The following is a 17,621-nucleotide window of genomic DNA, read 5'->3' on the forward strand; positions in this document are numbered from 1 at the left end:
GGCGTCCGGCGAGAAGAAGGAGAAGAAGGGCGGCTTCTTCAAGAAGCTCGGCATCGCCGCCCTGGTGATCGTCCTGCTCATCGTGCTGTTCTTCATCGGCCTCATCGTGGCGATCGTGTTCGCCGTCCGCCGGATATTCCGCCGCCGCGAAGCGTGACCCACCCGGCCCACCCGGCCCGGCGCCCTCCTGCCCTTGGTGCCGTCCCCCTCCACGTACAAACAACCGTTGACGGGTGAGAGCCAACCGGGCCGGGGAACGGCAGGTCGAACAACCGAACCACCCACCGCTCACAACCCGTGGTTGTTCACTAGGGTGGGCCGGCATGGACCTCGAAGCCGTACGCACCTTCGCCGCCGTCGCGGAGGCGGGCCAGTTCCAGAAGGCCGCCGCCGACCTGTCGATCACCCAGCAGGCCGTCTCCAAGCGCATCGCCGCGCTGGAGCGCGACCTCGGGGTGCGGCTGTTCAACCGCACCCCGCGTGGTGCCGAGCCGACCATCGACGGGCGGGCCTTCCTGCCCCACGCGCGCGAGCTGCTGCGCGTCGCCGAGCGCGCGGTCGCCTCCGTACGGGCCGGCAGCCGGCCGCTGCGCGTCGACGTGCTCAGTTCGCGCGGCGCCGCCTCCGGCCTGCTGCGCGAGTTCCACCGCGCGCACCCCGCGATCGAGCTGGACGTGCTGACGCTGCTGGAGATCGACGCCGCCGTCGCCGCGATCCGCTCCGGGGCGATCGACGCCTCCTTCCGGGCCGTCGCCATGCCCGGCCGGACCCTGCCCGAGGACGTCGCGTGCGCCCGGGTCGCCGACGAGCCCCTCCAGCTCCTCACCGGCCCCGGCCACGCGCTGGCGGACGCCGCGTCGGTGACCGTCGCCCACCTGGTCGGGCACCGGATCTGGATTCCCGGTCTGCTCCCCGGCTCCGAGTGGGCCGCCTACTACGACGACCTGGTCGCCGCGTTCGGCCTCACCATCGAGGCCACCGGCCCCAACTTCGGGTCCGACGCGCTGCTCGACACCGTCGCCGACACCCCGGCCCTGGCCACCTTCATGGGCGGCCTCACCCGTCTGGTGTGGCCCGCCGGTCACGGCCTGCGCCTCATCCCGGTGACCGACCCCACGCCCGTCTACCCGCACGCCCTGCTCTGGCACCGCGACAACGCCCACCCGGCCCTGGCCGCCCTCCGCACCCACCTCGCCGCCACCTCACCCGCCCCCGACGCCCCCGGCACCTGGCGCCCTGATTGGGTGATCCCGCACTGAGCGACCGGCGTGGCCCGTAGGATCCCGTCCGTGCGGACGGGGCCCTCACCGGACGCTCCTGACCGGTACTCCGGCGCCGGGAGGCCGAGACCCCGGCCGTCCCCGTCCAGCAGCCGACCCGTACGGAGAGCAGCGCAGCGTGATCTCGATCGTCAACGTCAACGGAACCTCTCTCGGCGTCGAGTCGTTCGGTGACGACGACGCGCCGCTCGTCCTGCTCGTGGGCGGGACGACGATGCTCTCCTGGCCCGACGCGCTCTGCGAGCGCCTCGCCGCCGGCGGGCGCCGTGTGGTGCGCTACGACCTGCGCGACAGCGGGGCGTCGACCACGGCCGATCCGGAGGCGCCCGGCTACACCCTGCGCGTCCTCGCCGCCGTCGCGGCGGCCCTGACCGCCGCGCTCGGCGGGGGACCCGCGCACCTCGCGGGGATCGGTGTCGGAGGGATGGTCGCCCAGGTGGCCGTACTCGACCATCCGCGCGCCTTCTCGGCGCTCACCCTGGTCGGCACCCGCGCGGTCGCCCCGGGCCCGCCCGACGACGACCTCCCCGGCCATGACCAGGTGGCGATGAGCCGGCTGTTCGCGCGTCCGATGCCCGATTGGAGCGACCGCGAGGCGGTCGCGGAGTACGCCGCCGCCGGTGCGGAGATCCTCGGCGACGACCCCGCCGCCGCACGCGCGCTCGCCGGGCGCGTCTGGGACCGTACGCCCGGCACCACGCCCCCGGTCCAGATGGCCAACCAGCTGCGCATGGTGTTCTCCAGGCTCGACTGCGAACCCCGCTGGCGCGAGCGCCTGCCCGGGATCGCGGTCCCCGCGCTCGTCGTCCACGGCCGCCGTGACCGGTTCTTCCCCGTCGGCAACGGCGAGGCGATCGCGCGCGAGATCCCCGGGGCACGGCTGCTCGTCCTGGAGGAGGCGGCCACCGCGCTCCCCGACGCGGCGGTCGGCGAGGTCGCCCAGGCGATGCTGACGCTCGGACAGGGCGTGCGGTGACCCACGGCGCGGAAGCCGTCGCGCCGCCCGTTCGAGCCGCGCGGCCGGCCGTGCGCGCGCGGGGCTACCGGTCGACCCGCTCGAACACGAAGGTGGAGCGGTCCAGGCTGTCGAGGGCGGGCAGCACCTCGATCCGGCCGTGCTCGCCGTCGGCCGGGGCGAGCCACACCACGCCCCGGCGGGAGCGGACCTCGTAGCCGTCCACGGTGCCGTCGACGGGGGTCAGCTCCCACTCCTCGGCGTCCTCCTGATGGACGAGCAGGGCGACCAGCGGTCCGGCCGGCTCGTCGCCCTCGACGGCGGTGGGGGCGTGCTTGGCGTACAGCCTGTGGCGTCCGCCGGGCAGCGCCTCGACGATCCAGACCGCGTTCTCGTCGTCGGTCCTGGCGAACACCGTCTTGGGCGACAGGTCGAACACCTCGGTCCTGGCGCGGCCGACCGGCTGTCCGGCGTTGTGGATCCTGTAGCGACCGGAGTCCAGGGTCATGGGTGCTGTCCGTCCTACGCAGAAGGGGTGAGCGGTACACGGACGTTGTACGCGCCGCCCCTACGGTCCGGGCGAGGACCCGCGCGCGGGGCCACCCGAAAGAGTGGTGGCCGTCCGTAGTCCGGCCGCCCGCACTGTTGACCGACGGCGGTGTCGGCGCTTGGCTCTCCCCGGGCCCGCCGGAACGGGGAGCAGGGGGCGGGCCGGACCAACCACCCGGGGAGGACGCTTCACCATGCAGCCGATGAACCGAACGGGCCGCCGTACCCGCCGAGGAACCCGTGCGGCCCGCGCCGCCTGGGTGCTCGCGGTCGCCGCGGCCGTCGCCGTCACCGCCGCGCCCGCGCAGGCGGCACCCGGGTGGGCCCCCACCGTCCAGGTCGACCTCGGCGCGGACGGCGCCCTGCCGGACGGCCAGTCCCTGGGCCTGGGCATCAGCGGCAACGGCCGCTACGCGCTGTTCAGCTCCTCCGCGACGAACCTGCTGCCGGGCACCGGGGCCCCGGCCTTCGGCCTGTACGTACGTGACCTGCGCACCGGCCGGAGCGAACTGGTCAGCCGCGCCGAGGACGGCACCCCGGTGACCAACCTCGGCGACACGGCGGGGATCAGCGCCGACGGCCGCTACATCGCGTTCGCCGGCGAGGCGAACGGGGAGTTCGGCGTCTACGTCCGCGACCGCGTCAAGGACCGCACCCGGCTCCTCAGCACCGGCTCCTTCCAGCCGTCCATCAGCGCCGACGGGCGGCTGATCGCCTTCATGTCGCACCGCGCCGACACCGTGCCCGGGGCCCCCGTCACCCCGGACACGCGCAACGTCTACGTCACGGACCGCGTCACCGGCGCCACCCGCCTGGTCAGCGTCGGAGCCGACGGCCAGGCCGCCGACGGCCCGTCCGAGAACCCGACGATCAGCGCGGACGGCCGGACGGTCGGCTACGGCTCCAAGGCGACCAACCTCGTCCCGGCCGCGCCGGGGGACAGCACGGATCTGCTCGGCCCGCGCTACACCACCCTGTACGCCACCGACCTGCGCCGCGGCACCACCGTGGTGGCCGGCCTCGCCCCCGACGGAACGCCGGGGGCGGCGGACCGGGATCTCACCCTCAGCCCCGACGGCCGCTTCGCCGTCTACGGGCTCGGCGCGCTCCCGCTGCCGGGCGGCAAGTCCCGCACCGAACTGTTCCTCAGCGACCTGCGGACCGGCCGGGTGGAGAGCCTGCGGACGTCCGCCAACCCGGACGCGATCTGCTGGGGAAGCCCCGGGGCGGCCGTCACCGCGGACGACCGCTGGGTCTACTTCTCCGGCGGCTGCTCCGACACGATCATCCGCGCCAGCCAGGCCCGGTACGACCTCTACCGCCGGGACCTGAGGACCGGTCGCACCGAGTTCCTCAGCCCGGCCGCCGACGGCACGTGGCAGGACGGCGCCGCGACCGACCCGTTCGTCACCGACAACGGCCGCACGGTGCTGTTCTCCAGCGGCAGCACCAATCTCGTCCACGGCGGCCCCGGGGCCATCGCCTGGCACGTCTACGCCCGCTCGCTGGGCGGCCGATGAGCGACCCGTCGGACGATCAGACCGCGTACAGGCCGTGCGTGGTGAACACGGCGCGGGCGGCCGCGGTCTGATCGGCGGTCGGCACCGGGGTGTCGGCGAGCGGGAAGTCGAGGCCGAGGGCGCTCCACTTGGCGGCGCCGAGCTTGTGGAAGGGCAGCACGTCGACGCGGGTGACGTTGCCGAGCGAGGCGGCGAAGGCGGCGACGCCCTCGACGTTGGCGGCGGGGTCGGTGAGGCCGGGGACCAGCACGAAGCGGACGTGGACCTCGGTGCCGAGGCCGGCCAGCCGCCGGGCGAAGCCCAGGGTGGGGGAGAGGCCGCGTCCGGTCACCCGGCGGTGGAGCGGGCGGTCCCAGGACTTGATGTCCAGCAGCACGAGGTCGGTGTCCGCCAGCAGGGCGTCGTCGGCCCGGGCTCCGAGGTACCCGGAGGTGTCCAGGGCCGTGTGCAGCCCCAGCTCGTGCTTGAACCGGTGCAGGAGTTCACCGGTGAGGCCGGGCTGGAGCAGCGGCTCGCCGCCGCTGACGGTCGCGCCGCCGCCGGAGACGCGGATGAAGGCGGTGTACTTGGCGGCCTCCTCGACGACCTCGTCGGCGGTGACCGGGCGGCCGTCGGCCAGGTAGCGGGTGTCGGGGTTGTGGCAGTACTGGCAGCGCAGCGGGCAGCCGGCCAGGAAGGCGACGAAGCGCGTCCCCGGGCCGTCGACGCCGGTGGACAGGTCCCAGGAGTGCAGCCTGCCGTCCATGGGGGATCTCCTTCTCCAGTGGTGCGCCGCCGGTGCCCCGGACATCCGGGGGCCGCCGGCGCGGACGGGGGCTACAGCGCGTCGTGGAAGGTGCGGTTGACCACGTCGAGCTGCTGCTCGCGGGTGAGCCGGACGAAGTTGACCGCGTAGCCGCTGACCCGGATGGTCAGCTGCGGGTACTTCTCCGGATGGGCCATCGCGTCCAGCAGGGTGTCCCGGTTGAGGACGTTGACGTTCATGTGGAAGCCGCCGACGGCCGTGTAGCCGTCCAGCACCCCGGCCAGGTTGGCCACCCGCTCCCGCGGTGTGCGGCCGAGCGCGTCCGGGGCGACGGTGTGGGTCAGCGAGATGCCGTCCTCGGCGTCCGCGTACGGGAGTTTGGCGACCGACAGGGCGCTGGCGACGTAGCCGTGGCGGTCGCGGCCGTTCATCGGGTTGGCGCCGGGGGAGAACGGCTCGCCGGCCCGGCGGCCGTCAGGCGTGTTGCCGGTCTTCTTGCCGTACACCACGTTGGAGGTGATGGTGAGCACCGACTGGGTGTGCTCGGCGCCCCGGTAGGTGGGGTGCCGGCGCACCTTCCGCATGAACTCCTCGACCAGCCGCACCGCGATCGCGTCCGCGCGGTCGTCGTTGTTGCCGTACGACGGGTACTCGCCCTCGACCCGGTAGTCGGTGACCAGCCCGGTCGCGTCCCGCACCGGGACGACCTCGGCGTACCTGATCGCGGACAGCGAGTCCGCCGCCACCGCGAGGCCGGCGATGCCGCAGGCCATGGTGCGCCGCACGTCCCGGTCGTGCAGCGCCATCTCCAGGCGCTCGTAGGCGTACCTGTCGTGCATGTAGTGGATGACGTTGAGCGCGTGCACGTACGTCCCGGCCAGCCACTCCAGCTGCTCGTCGAAGCGCGCCCACACCTCGTCGTAGTCGAGCACCTCCGAGGTGATCGCACCGGTGTCGGGGCCGACCTGCTCGCCGGACTTCTCGTCCCGGCCGCCGTTGACCGCGTAGAGCAGCGTCTTGGCGAGGTTGACCCGCGCGCCGAAGAACTGCATCTGCTTGCCGACCGCCATCGCGGAGACGCAGCAGGCGATGGCGGTGTCGTCGCCGAAGCGCGGGCGCATCAGCTCGTCCGACTCGTACTGCACCGAGGAGGTGTCGATCGACACCTTGGCGCAGAACTCCTTGAAGCCCCAGGGTAGTTCGGGTGACCAGAAGACGGTCAGGTTCGGCTCCGGCGCCGGGCCGAGGTTGTACAGGGTCTGCAGGTAGCGGAAGGAGGTCCGGGTGACCAGGGTGCGGCCGTCCGCGCCCATGCCGCCGATCGACTCGGTGACCCAGGTCGGGTCGCCGGAGAACAGCTCGTCGTACTCGGGGGTGCGCAGGAAGCGGACGATCCGCAGCTTGATGACGAAGTCGTCGATCAGCTCCTGGGCCGCCTCCTCGGTCAGCCGCCCGGCGTCGAGGTCGCGCTGCAGGTAGACGTCGAGGAAGGTGGAGGTGCGGCCGAGCGACATGGCGGCGCCGTTCTGCTCCTTCACCGCCGCCAGGTAGGCGAAGTACAGCCACTGGACGGCCTCCCGGGCGGTCGTGGCCGGACCGGACAGGTCGTACCCGTAGGCCGAGGCCATCTCCTTGAGCTCGCCCAGCGCCCGGATCTGCTCGGCGAGCTCCTCGCGCCCGCGGATGGTCTCCTCCAGCCGCGCCGGGTCGGTGGGGGCGGCGTCCAGCTCCGCCTTCTCGGCGAACTTCGCCGCGACCAGCCGGTCCACGCCGTAGAGGGCCACCCGGCGGTAGTCGCCGATGATCCGGCCGCGGCCGTAGGCGTCGGGCAGGCCGGTGATGACGCCGGCCTTGCGGGCGGCCCGGATCTCGGGGGTGTAGGCGTCGAACACGCCGGCGTTGTGGGTCTTGCGGTACTCGGTGAAGACCTTCTCCAGCCCCGGGTCGACCGGGTAGCCGTAGGTCTTGAGCGCGCCCGCGACCATCCGCCAGCCGCCGTTGGGCATGATCGCGCGCTTGAGCGGGGCGTCGGTCTGCAGTCCGACGATCAGCTCGCGCTCCCGGTCGATCCAGCCGGGCGCGTGCGCGGTGATGGTCGACGGGACGTCGTAGGCGACGTCGTACACGCCCTTGGCGCGCTCCTCGGGGAAGCGCTCGGTGATCCGCCGCCAGACCGCGAGGGTCCGCTCGGTCGGGCCGGCCAGGAAGGCGGCGTCGCCCTCGTACGGGGTGTAGTTGCGCTGGACGAAGTCGCGCACGTCGACCGCGTCCTGCCAGCGGCCGGGGGCGAAGCCGTCCCAGGCTCCGGCGGGGGTGGTCCGGGTCTGCTGCGAGGTGGTCATCTCGGTCTCTCCCTTCTCGGGCTCTCGGGTCTCAGGCCTGGTCGCCGTAGTAGGCCTGGCGCATCAGCCGCCGCATGTCGGCGAGCAGCGGCATCCGGGGGTTGGCGGGGGCGCACTGGTCCTCGTAGGCGTTCATCGCCTGCTGCGGCAGCGCCGCCAGGAAGGCCTCCTCGTCGACCCCCGCGTCCTTGAAGGAGCGCGGGATGCCGACCCGGTCGCGCAGGTCCTCCACCGCCGCCGCGAGCGATTCCACGCCCTGTTCCGGGGTCGCGGCCGGCAGGCCGAGCATCCGGGCGATCGCCTGGTAGCGCTCCGGGGCCACGTAGCTCCGGTACTTGGGCCAGCCGGTGACCTTCGCCGGGGCGGAGCCGTTCCAGCGGATCACGTGCGGCAGCAGCAGGGCGTTGGTCCGCCCGTGGGCGACGTGGAAGGTGGCGCCCAGGGTGTGCGCCATGGCGTGCACCGCGCCCAGGAAGGCCGAGCCGAAGGCCATGCCGGCGATGGTCCCGGCGTTGTGCATCCGCTCCCGGGCCTCCGGGTCGTCCGGCCCTGCGGTCACCGCCCGCTCCAGGTTCTCGAAGATCAGCCGGACGCCCTGCAGCGCCAGGCCGTCGGTGAAGTCGTTGGCGTAGACCGAGACGTAGGTCTCGACGCAGTGGGTGAGGGCGTCGAACCCGGTGTCGGCGGTGACGTCGGCCGGAAGCCGGGTGGTGAGCGCCGGGTCGACGATGGCGACGGTCGGGGTCAGCGCGTAGTCCGCCAGCGGGTACTTCTGGCCGGTGGCGGTGTCGGTGATCACCGCGAACGGGGTCACCTCGCTGCCGGTGCCCGAGGTGGTCGGGACGCAGACCAGCCTGGCCTTCTCGCCCAGGTCCGGGAAGGTGAAGGCGCGCTTGCGGATGTCGAAGAACTTCTCCTTGAGGTCCGCGAACTCCACCTCAGGGTGCTCGTACATCAGCCACATCACCTTGGCCGCGTCCATCGGCGAGCCGCCGCCCAGCGCGATGATGGTGTCCGGCTCGAACTCCCGCATCAGCTCCGCGCCCCGGCGCACCGTGTCGATGCTCGGGTTGGGCTCCACGTAGTCGACGACCCGCACCTCGACCGGCTCCCGGCGCCGGTCCAGCACGCCCCGGATCCGCTCCAGGTGGCCGATCGCCACCATGGTGTGGTCGGTGACCACGACGATCCGGCGCGCGTTCGGCATGCTCGCCAGGTACTTGACGGAGTTGCGCTCGAAGAAGATCTTCGGCGGGACCTTGAACCACTGCATGTTGGTGTTGCGCCGCCCGATCCGCTTGATGTTCACCAGGTTCAGCGCCGAGACGTTGCCCGCCACCGAGTTGTGCCCGTAGCTGCCGCAGCCCAGGGTCAGCGAGGGAGTGAACGCGTTGTAGACGTCACCGATGCCGCCCTGCGAACTGGGCGCGTTCCAGATGATCCGGCAGGCCTGGACGGCGTGCCCGAACTCCTCGGTGAACGCCGCGTCCTCGGTGTGCACCGCCGCCGAGTGCCCCAGCCCGTCGAACGCCACCATGGCGGCGGCCAGTTCGACGCCCTCCCGGCGCGAGCCGGCGGTCAGTACGGCGAGCACCGGGCAGAGCTTCTCCCGGGTGAGCGGCTCGGCCGGCCCGACCCGCTCGCAGTCCGCCAGGATCACCGTGGTGTCGGCCGGCACCTCGAACCCGGCCGCCGCCGCGACCTCGGCGGCCGTGCGGCCCACCGCCTCGGCGTTCAGCCTGGCGCCCGCGCAGGACACCCCGTCGCCCACACCGAACAGGTACCGCTCCAGCAGCGCCTTCTCCTCGGCGCTCGCGTGGTGCGCCTTCAGCTTGCGGAACCCGTCGAGCGCGGCGTCTCGGATCTCCGCGTCCAGGATCACCGCCTGCTCGGAGGCGCAGATCATGCCGTTGTCGAAGGTCTTCGACAGCACGATGTCGTTCACCGCCCGCCGCAGGTCCGCGCTGCGCTCGACGTACGCCGGCACGTTGCCCGCGCCGACGCCCAGCGCGGGCTTGCCGCAGCTGTACGCCGCCCGCACCATCGTGTTGCCGCCGGTGGCGAGGATCGTCGCCACGCCCGGGTGGCGCATCAGCGCGTCGGTGGCCGCCATCGACGGCTCCTCGATCCACTGGACGCAGTGCGCCGGCGCCCCGGCCGCCACCGCCGCGTCGCGCACGATCCGGGCCGCCTCGGCCGAACAGCGCTGCGCCGCCGGGTGGAAGGCGAAGACGATCGGGTTGCGGGTCTTCAGCGCGAGCAGCGCCTTGAAGATCGTGGTGGAGGTGGGGTTGGTGACCGGGGTGATGCCCGCGACCACGCCGACCGGCTCGGCGATCTCCACGACGCCGTCGATCTCGTCCCGGCGCACCACCCCGACGGTCTTCGTCCGGGCCATCACATGGGTGACGTTCTCGCAGGCGAAGACGTTCTTGACGGCCTTGTCCTCGAACAGGCCGCGCCCGGTCTCCTCCACCGCCAGCACCGCGAGGCCGGTGTGCTGGGCCAGCGCCGCCAGGGACGCCTTCTTGACGATGTGGTCGACCTGCTCCTGGGTGAAGGAGGCGTACTCGTCGAGAGCGGTGAGGGCGGCGGCGACCAGGCGGTCGACGGCGTCGGACGGGGCGGGAGCGGCGCTCGCGGGCGACGGCTCGGCGTCGTGCTTCGGGCGGGTCGACATGGCTGGACTGCCTTTCGGGTCATCGTCCGACATCGGGCGCCGCTGGCGCCTTCGATTCCAGGTTCCTTGCTCGGGGGCGGGGCGGGCATCCGCCCGACGGGACCTCTCCGGGGGCCGAAGGTCCCTTCCCTGACGGGTGGTTGACCTCGTCCGGGGCGGGGCGGGGCGGGCTCAGTCGTGCGGGACGAGCGCGACCGGGGCGTGGGCGTGGTGCAGCACCGACTGGGCCACCGGTCCGAGGTGGGGGCCGGCCAGCGGGTGCCTGGCCGTCCGCCGGCCGAGCACCACCAGCGAGGCGCCGTGCGAGGCCTCCACCAGCGCCCGGCCCGCGCTCCACGGGCACACCTCGGCCTCGGCCCTGACCTGCGGGAACTTCTCCCGCCAGCGGGCCAGCGCGTCCTCCAGCCGGAGCTGCTCGGCGGCGGCCATCGCCTCCCGGATCTCCGCCTGCTCGACCGGCGCCCGCGTCGCGTAGGTGTCGTGGGAGGTGGTCCGGCTCTCCACCGCCCGCAGGCCGACGCCCCGGCCGGCGGCCTGCTGGAAGGCGAACTCCAGGACGGCGTCGTTCGGCTGGTCGCTCTCCACGCCCACCACCACGTCGCCGGACGGGCTGCCGGCCGCGCCGCCGGCCTCCCCGGCTTCCGCGCGGATCAGGACGACGGGGCACAGCGAGCGGGCGGCGGTCCGCAGCCCGACCGAGCCGACCAGCAGCCCGGTGAACCCGCCGAGGCCGCGTGAGCCCAGGACCAGCAGGTCGGCCCGCCCGCTCGCGGCGGCGAGCGTGTAGGCCGGGTGCCCGGGCTGGACCTCGCAGGTGATCTCCAGGTCGGGCCGCGCGGCGGCGGACCGGGCCCGGAGGTCGGCCACCCGCCCGGGCAGCGCGTTCCCATCGCCGAGGTCGCGCTCCAGCGCGTCGGCCTCGGTGCCCGCCACGTGGATCATCCGCAGGGGGAGCCCCCGCCGCCGCGCCTCGCGGGCGGCCCACCCGGCCGCCGCCGCGCTGGGCGCCGAACCGTCGATCCCCACCGTCACGTTGTGCGCCATGCCAGCGACCTCCCCGGTCCCCGGAGGTCCGCGACACCCGGTGTGCGCGGCCCCTTCCGGTGACCAGCGTCCCGCCCGGCGGGTGCCCGGTCCCAGGGTCCGAGCAGCCCCATCCGGCCGCCGAAGGTCCCGGGTCGGGGCGTCCTTCCGGCCCGGTTCGCCAAGCGTCAACTCGCCGGTCGTTACATCAGTCTTTCGAGTGAACTGAACGTCAAGTCTGTTTGGTTCGAACGCAGTTGACCAGGATGCGGGTGGCGCCCGGTTCAGGGTGCCCCCCGGTTCGGAGAGGACGGTTCGTATGACCACTGCCAGTGGGGACCCCATCGCGTCGGTCACCGACGCGACGCTCATCGACATCGCGACGAACGGCATCTGGGGCCCGGGCCTCACCCCGAGTGAGTCCGTCGCCGACCTGGCCCGGGCGCTGCTGGCGGCCCTCCAGGGCGATCAGGGCGCCGAACTCCCGGCTGAGCTGGCGCAGTTGGTCGCCGAGGTCCGGCAGGCCAGCACGGTCGACGTCACCGGAATCACCGTCCCCGGTGACACCGGCGACCTCCGGCTGTCCGCACTCACCATCAAGCTCAACGACGGGGCGTCCCACCCGGTCGTCATCGTGCCGGCGGGCTGGAACCCGTACGGGTGGCTGCCCTTCCTCTTCGCGTACCTCACCCTCGCCCGGCGCGGCTACCACGTGCTGGCCTACTCGCCGCGCGGCATCGGCATCCCGGGGTGGCTGTCCACGTCGGAGGGCTTCGTCGACGTCGCCGGTGAGAAGGACTGGGCCGACGGCTCCGTCGTGATCGACTACGCGGAGGAGTACTTCAACCCGTCCAAGGTGGGCTTCCTCGGCCTCTCCTACGGCTCGGGGATCAGCCAGCTGGTGGCCGCGCACGACCCCGGGGAGCGGGTCTCGGTCGTCGTCGCGGGGAGCACCTGGGGCAATCTCGCCACCAGCCTCTACGCCAACGGCACCCGGCACCTGGAGGCCGTCCGGCTGCTGATCGACTTCACCGGCGGCCCGATGGAGGAGAAGTTCGACGAGGACACCCAGGCGATCCTCAAGGACTTCCTGGCCGGCCGGAACCTGGACGCCGTGGTCGCCTGGGGCGACAAGCGGTCCCCGCAGACGTACGTGGACCGCACCAACGCCCGCGGCATCCCGACCTTCATCTCCAACACCTGGCACGAGACCCTCTTCCCGGTCGGCCCGGTGATCGACACGTTCCAGCGGCTGACCGTGCCGAAGCGGCTGAACCTGTGGATCGGCGACCACGGCGCCCCCGAGGGCCCCGGACTGACCGGCCTCCTGAGCGGCCTGCCGTTCCCGGGGCTGGGGGTGCCGATGCGGGAGGCCTACCAGTGGCTGGACCACCACCTGCTCGACGCCGACAACGGCGTGCCGGAGTGGACGGAGGCGAAGGCCCAGTCCATGTTCACCTACCGGACCATCCCCATCCCCGGCGGCAGCAACCTGATCACCGTCGCCGCGAAGCGCGAAGCCTTGGAGCGGTGGGCCGACTTCACCACCGGCGGCGAGTCCTGGTACCTCACGGGCGGCAACGGCTCCGGGGACGGCGTGCTCTCCGACAAGCCGGCCGTCGGCTGGTCGCGGGACTTCGCGGCGGGCCTCCTGACCGAGGCCGTCGCCGTGGACAAGGTCATGGAGACCGGGCAGAAGGAGTGGTTCGGCAACCCGAAGGTCTACGACCTGGCGGCGTTCGACCGCTCGCGGCTGCTGGTCTGGGCGACCGACCCGCTCTCCGGCTCGGGCGGCGTCGCCCGCCGGATCCGGGGCGAGGCCACCGTGCGGCTCGGCCTGCGCAGCGAGGCCGCCGCCGCCACCCTGGTGGCGTACCTGTTCGACGTCCTGCCGGACGGCACCGCGCGGATCATCACCCACGAGCCGTACACCGCCACCGACCTGACCCCGAACGCCAACACCGTCGTCACCTGGCGGCTCCAGGCCGCCTCCTACGACCTGCCGGCCGGCCACCGACTGGCGCTGGTCGTCAACGGCCGCGACCCGCTCTACTCGTACGCGAACATGGACCTCCCGGTCAGCACGACCACCACGATCGGCTCGCAGACCGGACAGGAGGCCGTCCTGGAACTGCCGCTCGGCTGAGCGGAGGCGCCCGCCGCCGGGCGTCCGGCGGGGGCCGCTCATCGCGCCCACCGTCGGACGCCCTGGACGGCGACCCCGTCCAGGGCCCGGCCCCGGACGGCGGGGGAGCCCGGCCCGGGGCGTCGCAGGGCCGAACGGCCCAGGCGTCTGGCCGGGCGGGGGTGGGGCCGGGATGCTGCGAGGGGGAGTGTCCGTACCCGAGGAGCCGAGCCATGAACCGTACGCCCGATCTGGACACCGTCCGGCGGGCGGACGCCGCCGAGGTGGCCCGCCGGATCGCCGAGCACCGTGACCAGCTCGGTCTGGACGACCGGGCCCTCGCCCATCAGGCGGCCATGTCGCCCGCCTACTTCCGGCACCTGCTGGAGGCGGGCCCGGCCTTCGACCCGGCCGGGTTCGTGCGGATCGCGGCGGCGCTCCGGATGACCTGGGCGGAACTCCTGGAGGGGCGGCCGGACGCCCCGCCGGGGCGGACGCAGCCTCCGCCGGGGGTGCCGCGGCCCCTGCTGCTGCCGCTCTCCGCACCGGAGTGCTGGCTCCTGGTGGGCACCCACGGGGTCGGCCGGGTGGGCCTGCCCGGCGCGCCCGCGCCCACCGTCTACCCGGTGAACTACGTGGTCGACGGCCGGACGATCGTCTACCACACCACGCCCCGCGGCGCCGCGGCGGCGGCGGACGGCTCGCCCGTCTCGTTCCAGGCCGACCACATCGACGACCGGCTGACCGAGGGCTGGAGCGTGCTGATGCTCGGCGCCGCGCACCACGTGGACGACGCCGAGGAGGAGCGGCGGCTGGCCCGGCTGCCCGGTGCGACGCCCTGGGCGGGCGGCGACCGCCCGCTGTGGGTGCGGATCACCCCGGACGAGGTGACCGGCCGCCGCCTCGGCAGCGGCTGAGCCCGCCGGGGCCGCGAGCGGGCGTGCTCAGCCGCCGATCGCCTGGAGGATCGGGCGGCCCAGGGCGCCGAGCCAGCCCGCCAGGGCCGTGATCGGTCCGATCAGGCCGGCGCTGGCGGTCACCAGGGCGCCCGCCGAGGTGAGCATCCGGGTGACCCGGGTGAGGCGGCTCGCCACCTCCTCGCGGTCCGGCTCCGGGCGGGCGACCTCGGTGTCCAGCGCGTCCAGCTCGGAGTGGACCCCGGGAGCCACCGCCGGTGGCAGCGGGGCCTGCTCGACGGCCGTGCGGAGTTCGCCGACCAGGTCCCGCACGTCCCGTCCGTCGGCCGTGAGGTGGCCGCTCTGGCCCCCGTGCACGGTCTGGTTCCCGGCGACGTTGTTGACGACGCCGCCCTGCTGACTGCCGATGTTGAAGACCATGACGGTCCCTTCGCCAGGGACCCGGGCCGCCTCAGCCGGACGGCGACGGGCCGGGGTTGAGCCGGCGCTCCTCGTCCTGTTCGTACCGGTGCTGCCGGAGCATGGTCCTGATCATCAGGGTGCCGCCGCCGACCAGCAGCACCACGCCGGTCACCGCGAGCACGACGCTGGCGCTGTGCGCGATGCCCTGGATCCGCTCGGTGAGCGTGTCCGGGTACGAGCCCTCCCACCCGAGGAAGGCACCGCCGAGCACGGCGAGCACGAGACCCGTGACCAGCAGGTGCCGGGCCATGGTCCGGGCGGCGGCGATCTTCTGGAAGAACGTCTCGCGGCGGGCCAGCTGGAGGTGGTCGTTCTGGAAGAAGTTGTTGACCTGGTCCCGGCCGACGTTGTTGAGGTTCTCCTTCGCCACCTGCTGGTCGACGACGAAACGGGGTGCCTCGTCGGACTGGTTCCCGCCGATGCCGCCGAGGTTCTCCTCCGCCCGCCGCAGGTCGACGTCGAAGCGGCGGTCGTCGCCCTGCAGCGCCGGCTTCGGCGTGGGAATGTCGAGTCGCGACAGCAACCCCCAGGGCATCGGCGCGGCGGCGGGTTCGGCGGGTTCGGCGGGTTCGGCGGGCGGCTTCGGCGGCGCGGCGGGGCCGGGCCAGACCGGATCGGGAGGCTGGTCCGGCCGGCTGTGCTCGCGCGGGGCCGTCTCGGCCAGTGCCACCGCGTGCTCCGGTTCGGGCGCCGGCCCGGCGGTGCGGAGCGTCGGCCGCGCCGCGTCCCCGGCGGAGGTGTCCGGGCCGGCGACCGCGGTCACCGCGTCCGCCGGCTCCTCGTAGTGCACCTCCAGCGGGCCGAAGCGCAGGACGTCCCCGTCACGGAGGATCCGCTGGCCGAGCACCCGGTGGCCGTTCAGCCGGGTGCCGTTGGTGGAGTCCAGGTCCTCCACGGTGGTGTGCCCGCCGGCCCACCACACCACGGCGTGGCGCCGGCTGAGCAGCGGGTGCGCCAGCTGGAGACCGCAGGTGGAGTCCCGGCCGACCAGTAGCGGTTCGTCGTCGAGTTGGTACACCTGGCCGCGGAGCCGGTCCGGGCCGTCGATGATCAGGCGCGGTAAGGCCTGATCCTGTGAGGGCGGGCTCATGGCACGACCTCCTACCGGGGTGTGACCGGTGGAACCGGTGGGCCGCCGGGGGCGGTGAAACGCTTCGCCGCCCGCCGGCTCGAATGCGTTCACTTCCAGTAAAGGCCACTTCGTGCCCGGAGCACAGCCCCGTGTGGCCATTTCCGGTCCCCCGACGGCCGGAAGGCGGGCTGTTCCGGCCCTCCGTCGGCACCTGACGGCACGGAGGGCGCCGCCGTCCGGCCCGGGGATCACCGACACAGCGATACGATGTCCATACCCTGCGTGACGACCGGGAGGCCTCTGATGAGTGTGACGAACCGGTACCGGGAGGCCTGGGAGGGCTTCTGGCGCGACGCGCCCGAGGGCGAGGGGGCGGTGATCTGGGACGCGGAACCGGCCCTCACCGCCGAACGCCACCTCGCGCTGTTCGCTCCGCACCTCGCGGACCCGCGGCTGCCGCTGGTCGACCTCGGCTGCGGCAGCGGCACCCAGACCCGCTTCCTCGCCGGCCGCTTCGACCGCGTCCTCGGCGCCGACCTGTCCGCCGCCGCCGTGGAACTCGCCCGGCGCTCGGACCCGGGGGAGCGGGCCGCGTACGAGCGGCTGGACGCCACCGACCCGGCGGCCGTCCGGGCGCTGCGCGACCGAATCGGCGACGCCAACGTGTACGTGCGCGGTGTGATCCACCAGAGCGAGCCGGCCGACCGCCGCCCGGTCGCCGAGGCGGTCGCCACCCTGCTCGGCGACCGGGGCCGGGCCTTCCTCGTGGAACTCTCCGAGGCGGCCAAGGGCGTCCTGGGCGGGCTCGCCGGCGGCCCGGCGGGCCCGCCCCCGAAGCTGCGGCCGGTCCTCGCCCACGGCCTGGCCCCCGCCGAGGTCGCCGACGCGGCCTTCGACGACCTCCTCCACGCGGCCGGTCTCACCGTTCTCGCCTCCGGTGAACTCCCGCTCTCCACCACGGAGTACACGCCCGGCGGCGAGCGGATCGAGCTGCCCGCGCACTGGGTGGCGGTGGCCCCGGACGGGGCTCGGCGGTCCTGAGCCGCACCCCCTCGGAGCGTCGCCCGTGAACCGCGCGGTGGTCGACGCGCGTCCTTCCTGATGTGACTGTTCTGCTGCCCGACCCATCCGTCCGCACCCCCGCGCCGCCCGCCCGCGCCGCGATACCCGGCGCCCTCGCCCGGCGGTCCGGGTGAGGGCCCCCGGCCCCGGCGCCCTCGGCGGGCGGACGGGGTACGCGGCGGTCGCGCTGGCCGTGCTGATCGCCGTGACGGCGGGGCTGCTGTGGTGGAAGCCGTGGGCCCCCGAGGCGAGGGGTGCGAAGCCGCTGGCGTTCACGACGGCGGCCGGCGGCTCCGCCCGGTTCGGGACCGGCGAGAAGCTGTACCGGTACAAGGTGCGGGCCGAGGACGGCCTCAAGATCAGCCCGGACCAGTTCGCCGCCGAGGTGGACAAGGTGCTCGGGGACGTGCGGCGCGGCTGGGCGGCGGGCGGTCAGTGGTCGTTCGAGCGGGTGGCCGCCGACCCGGTGGACTTCACCGTCTACCTCGCCACCCCGGAGTCCACCGACCGGATCTGCGGCCAGTACGGGCTGGACACCGGCGGCTGGGTCAACTGCGCGGCCAACCGCCAGGTCGTGATCAACCTCAAGCGCTGGACCGAACTGTCGGAGTTCTACGTCGGCAAGGCCGAGGAGTACCACGCCCTGGCCGTCAACCACGAGGTCGGGCACATCCTCGGCCAGGGCCACGTCGACTGCCCCGGCGCGGGGGCGCCCGCGCCGGTGATGATGCAGCAGATCAAGGGGCTGCACGGCTGCGTGCCGAACGGCCGGCCGTACGGCGAGGACGGCGCCCTGCTCACCGGGCCGCCGCTGCCGGTGACCGCGCCGTCACCCTGACGCCCTCACCGTGACGCTCCGCCGTGACGGCCCGCCGGGGCGGTGCCGCAC

14 protein-coding genes are annotated in these 17,621 nt (G+C 73.8%); 7 read left to right on the forward strand and 7 right to left on the reverse strand.

What is annotated here, in order from left to right; translation table 11 throughout:
* The first annotated feature begins 323 nt into the window (after positions 1 to 323).
* Both ABD308_RS06215 and ABD308_RS06220 read left to right on the forward strand, forming a co-directional pair.
* Positions 324 to 1,259 carry a LysR family transcriptional regulator gene (locus ABD308_RS06215; protein WP_344328274.1) on the forward strand — a complete coding sequence of 312 codons (936 nt, stop codon included), beginning with the start codon at positions 324 to 326 and terminating at the stop codon, positions 1,257 to 1,259.
* Between the two features lie 142 nt (positions 1,260 to 1,401).
* Positions 1,402 to 2,256, forward strand: coding sequence for an alpha/beta fold hydrolase (locus ABD308_RS06220; protein WP_344328537.1), 855 nt, complete (start codon positions 1,402 to 1,404; stop codon positions 2,254 to 2,256).
* A gap of 64 nt (positions 2,257 to 2,320) precedes the next feature.
* Here ABD308_RS06220 and ABD308_RS06225 read toward each other — a convergent pair whose 3' ends face one another.
* The gene (locus ABD308_RS06225) at positions 2,321 to 2,743 is read right to left on the reverse strand and encodes an I66 family serine proteinase inhibitor (protein WP_344328285.1); all 423 of its coding nucleotides are present in this window, start codon (positions 2,741 to 2,743) and stop codon (positions 2,321 to 2,323) included.
* 244 nt (positions 2,744 to 2,987) lie between these two features.
* On the opposite strand from ABD308_RS06225, the gene ABD308_RS06230 reads away from it, so the two are divergent.
* Positions 2,988 to 4,304, forward strand: coding sequence for a TolB-like translocation protein (locus ABD308_RS06230; protein WP_344328295.1), 1,317 nt, complete (start codon positions 2,988 to 2,990; stop codon positions 4,302 to 4,304).
* 16 nt (positions 4,305 to 4,320) lie between these two features.
* Here the strand turns inward: ABD308_RS06230 and pflA are convergent, their stop codons facing one another.
* From pflA to ABD308_RS06250, 4 genes are all read right to left on the reverse strand, one after another.
* Positions 4,321 to 5,094 (reverse strand): pyruvate formate-lyase-activating protein, encoded by a 774-nt coding sequence (pflA, locus tag ABD308_RS06235; protein WP_344328303.1) that lies wholly within the window; start codon positions 5,092 to 5,094, stop codon positions 4,321 to 4,323.
* Between the two features lie 26 nt (positions 5,095 to 5,120).
* Complete coding sequence (pflB, locus tag ABD308_RS06240) at positions 5,121 to 7,391, reverse strand: formate C-acetyltransferase (protein ID WP_344328311.1); 2,271 nt, start codon at positions 7,389 to 7,391, stop codon at positions 5,121 to 5,123.
* A 31-nt stretch (positions 7,392 to 7,422) separates the two neighbouring features.
* Complete coding sequence (gene adhE, locus ABD308_RS06245; RefSeq protein WP_344328318.1) at positions 7,423 to 10,071, reverse strand: bifunctional acetaldehyde-CoA/alcohol dehydrogenase; 2,649 nt, start codon at positions 10,069 to 10,071, stop codon at positions 7,423 to 7,425.
* Between the two features lie 171 nt (positions 10,072 to 10,242).
* On the reverse strand, positions 10,243 to 11,115 hold the full coding sequence (locus ABD308_RS06250; protein WP_344328328.1) for a universal stress protein: 873 nt from the start codon (positions 11,113 to 11,115) through the stop codon (positions 10,243 to 10,245).
* 298 nt (positions 11,116 to 11,413) lie between these two features.
* On the opposite strand from ABD308_RS06250, the gene ABD308_RS06255 reads away from it, so the two are divergent.
* Together ABD308_RS06255 and ABD308_RS06260 are read left to right on the forward strand one after the other, a co-directional pair.
* Positions 11,414 to 13,240 carry a CocE/NonD family hydrolase gene (locus ABD308_RS06255; protein WP_344328356.1) on the forward strand — a complete coding sequence of 609 codons (1,827 nt, stop codon included), beginning with the start codon at positions 11,414 to 11,416 and terminating at the stop codon, positions 13,238 to 13,240.
* 212 nt (positions 13,241 to 13,452) lie between these two features.
* The gene (locus ABD308_RS06260) at positions 13,453 to 14,136 is read left to right on the forward strand and encodes a helix-turn-helix domain-containing protein (RefSeq protein WP_344328363.1); all 684 of its coding nucleotides are present in this window, start codon (positions 13,453 to 13,455) and stop codon (positions 14,134 to 14,136) included.
* Positions 14,137 to 14,163: 27 nt separating this feature from the next.
* Here the strand turns inward: ABD308_RS06260 and ABD308_RS06265 are convergent, their stop codons facing one another.
* Entirely contained in the window at positions 14,164 to 14,556 is a 393-nt protein-coding gene (locus ABD308_RS06265) for a hypothetical protein (protein ID WP_344328366.1), read from the reverse strand.
* A 31-nt stretch (positions 14,557 to 14,587) separates the two neighbouring features.
* Positions 14,588 to 15,688 carry an FHA domain-containing protein gene (locus tag ABD308_RS06270; RefSeq protein ID WP_344328369.1) on the reverse strand — a complete coding sequence of 367 codons (1,101 nt, stop codon included), beginning with the start codon at positions 15,686 to 15,688 and terminating at the stop codon, positions 14,588 to 14,590.
* 285 nt (positions 15,689 to 15,973) lie between these two features.
* Here ABD308_RS06270 and ABD308_RS06275 point away from each other — a divergent pair, with 285 nt between their 5' ends.
* Positions 15,974 to 16,711 (forward strand): class I SAM-dependent methyltransferase, encoded by a 738-nt coding sequence (locus ABD308_RS06275; protein WP_344328372.1) that lies wholly within the window; start codon positions 15,974 to 15,976, stop codon positions 16,709 to 16,711.
* Positions 16,712 to 16,862: 151 nt separating this feature from the next.
* Entirely contained in the window at positions 16,863 to 17,570 is a 708-nt protein-coding gene (locus ABD308_RS06280) for a DUF3152 domain-containing protein (RefSeq protein ID WP_344328376.1), read from the forward strand.
* Positions 17,571 to 17,621 lie beyond the last annotated feature (51 nt).

This window comes from Kitasatospora putterlickiae, from assembly GCF_039527695.1.
In the GTDB taxonomy this organism is placed as follows: Bacteria; Actinomycetota; Actinomycetes; order Streptomycetales; family Streptomycetaceae; genus Kitasatospora; species Kitasatospora putterlickiae.

Bases quoted from the DNA above. Each gene is read 5' to 3' on its own strand.
- pflB (WP_344328311.1), bottom strand. From the start codon at position 7,391: ATGACCACCTCGCAGCAGACCCGGACCACCCCCGCCGGAGCCTGGGAC.
- pflA (WP_344328303.1), bottom strand. From the start codon at position 5,094: ATGTCCGGGGCACCGGCGGCGCACCACTGGAGAAGGAGATCCCCCATG.
- ABD308_RS06255 (WP_344328356.1), top strand. From the start codon at position 11,414: ATGACCACTGCCAGTGGGGACCCCATCGCGTCGGTCACCGACGCGACG.
- ABD308_RS06265 (WP_344328366.1), bottom strand. From the start codon at position 14,556: ATGGTCTTCAACATCGGCAGTCAGCAGGGCGGCGTCGTCAACAACGTC.
- ABD308_RS06275 (WP_344328372.1), top strand. From the start codon at position 15,974: ATGAGTGTGACGAACCGGTACCGGGAGGCCTGGGAGGGCTTCTGGCGC.
- ABD308_RS06225 (WP_344328285.1), bottom strand. From the start codon at position 2,743: ATGACCCTGGACTCCGGTCGCTACAGGATCCACAACGCCGGACAGCCG.
- adhE (WP_344328318.1), bottom strand. From the start codon at position 10,071: ATGTCGACCCGCCCGAAGCACGACGCCGAGCCGTCGCCCGCGAGCGCC.
- ABD308_RS06230 (WP_344328295.1), top strand. From the start codon at position 2,988: ATGAACCGAACGGGCCGCCGTACCCGCCGAGGAACCCGTGCGGCCCGC.
- ABD308_RS06270 (WP_344328369.1), bottom strand. From the start codon at position 15,688: ATGAGCCCGCCCTCACAGGATCAGGCCTTACCGCGCCTGATCATCGAC.
- ABD308_RS06260 (WP_344328363.1), top strand. From the start codon at position 13,453: ATGAACCGTACGCCCGATCTGGACACCGTCCGGCGGGCGGACGCCGCC.
- ABD308_RS06215 (WP_344328274.1), top strand. From the start codon at position 324: ATGGACCTCGAAGCCGTACGCACCTTCGCCGCCGTCGCGGAGGCGGGC.
- ABD308_RS06250 (WP_344328328.1), bottom strand. From the start codon at position 11,115: ATGGCGCACAACGTGACGGTGGGGATCGACGGTTCGGCGCCCAGCGCG.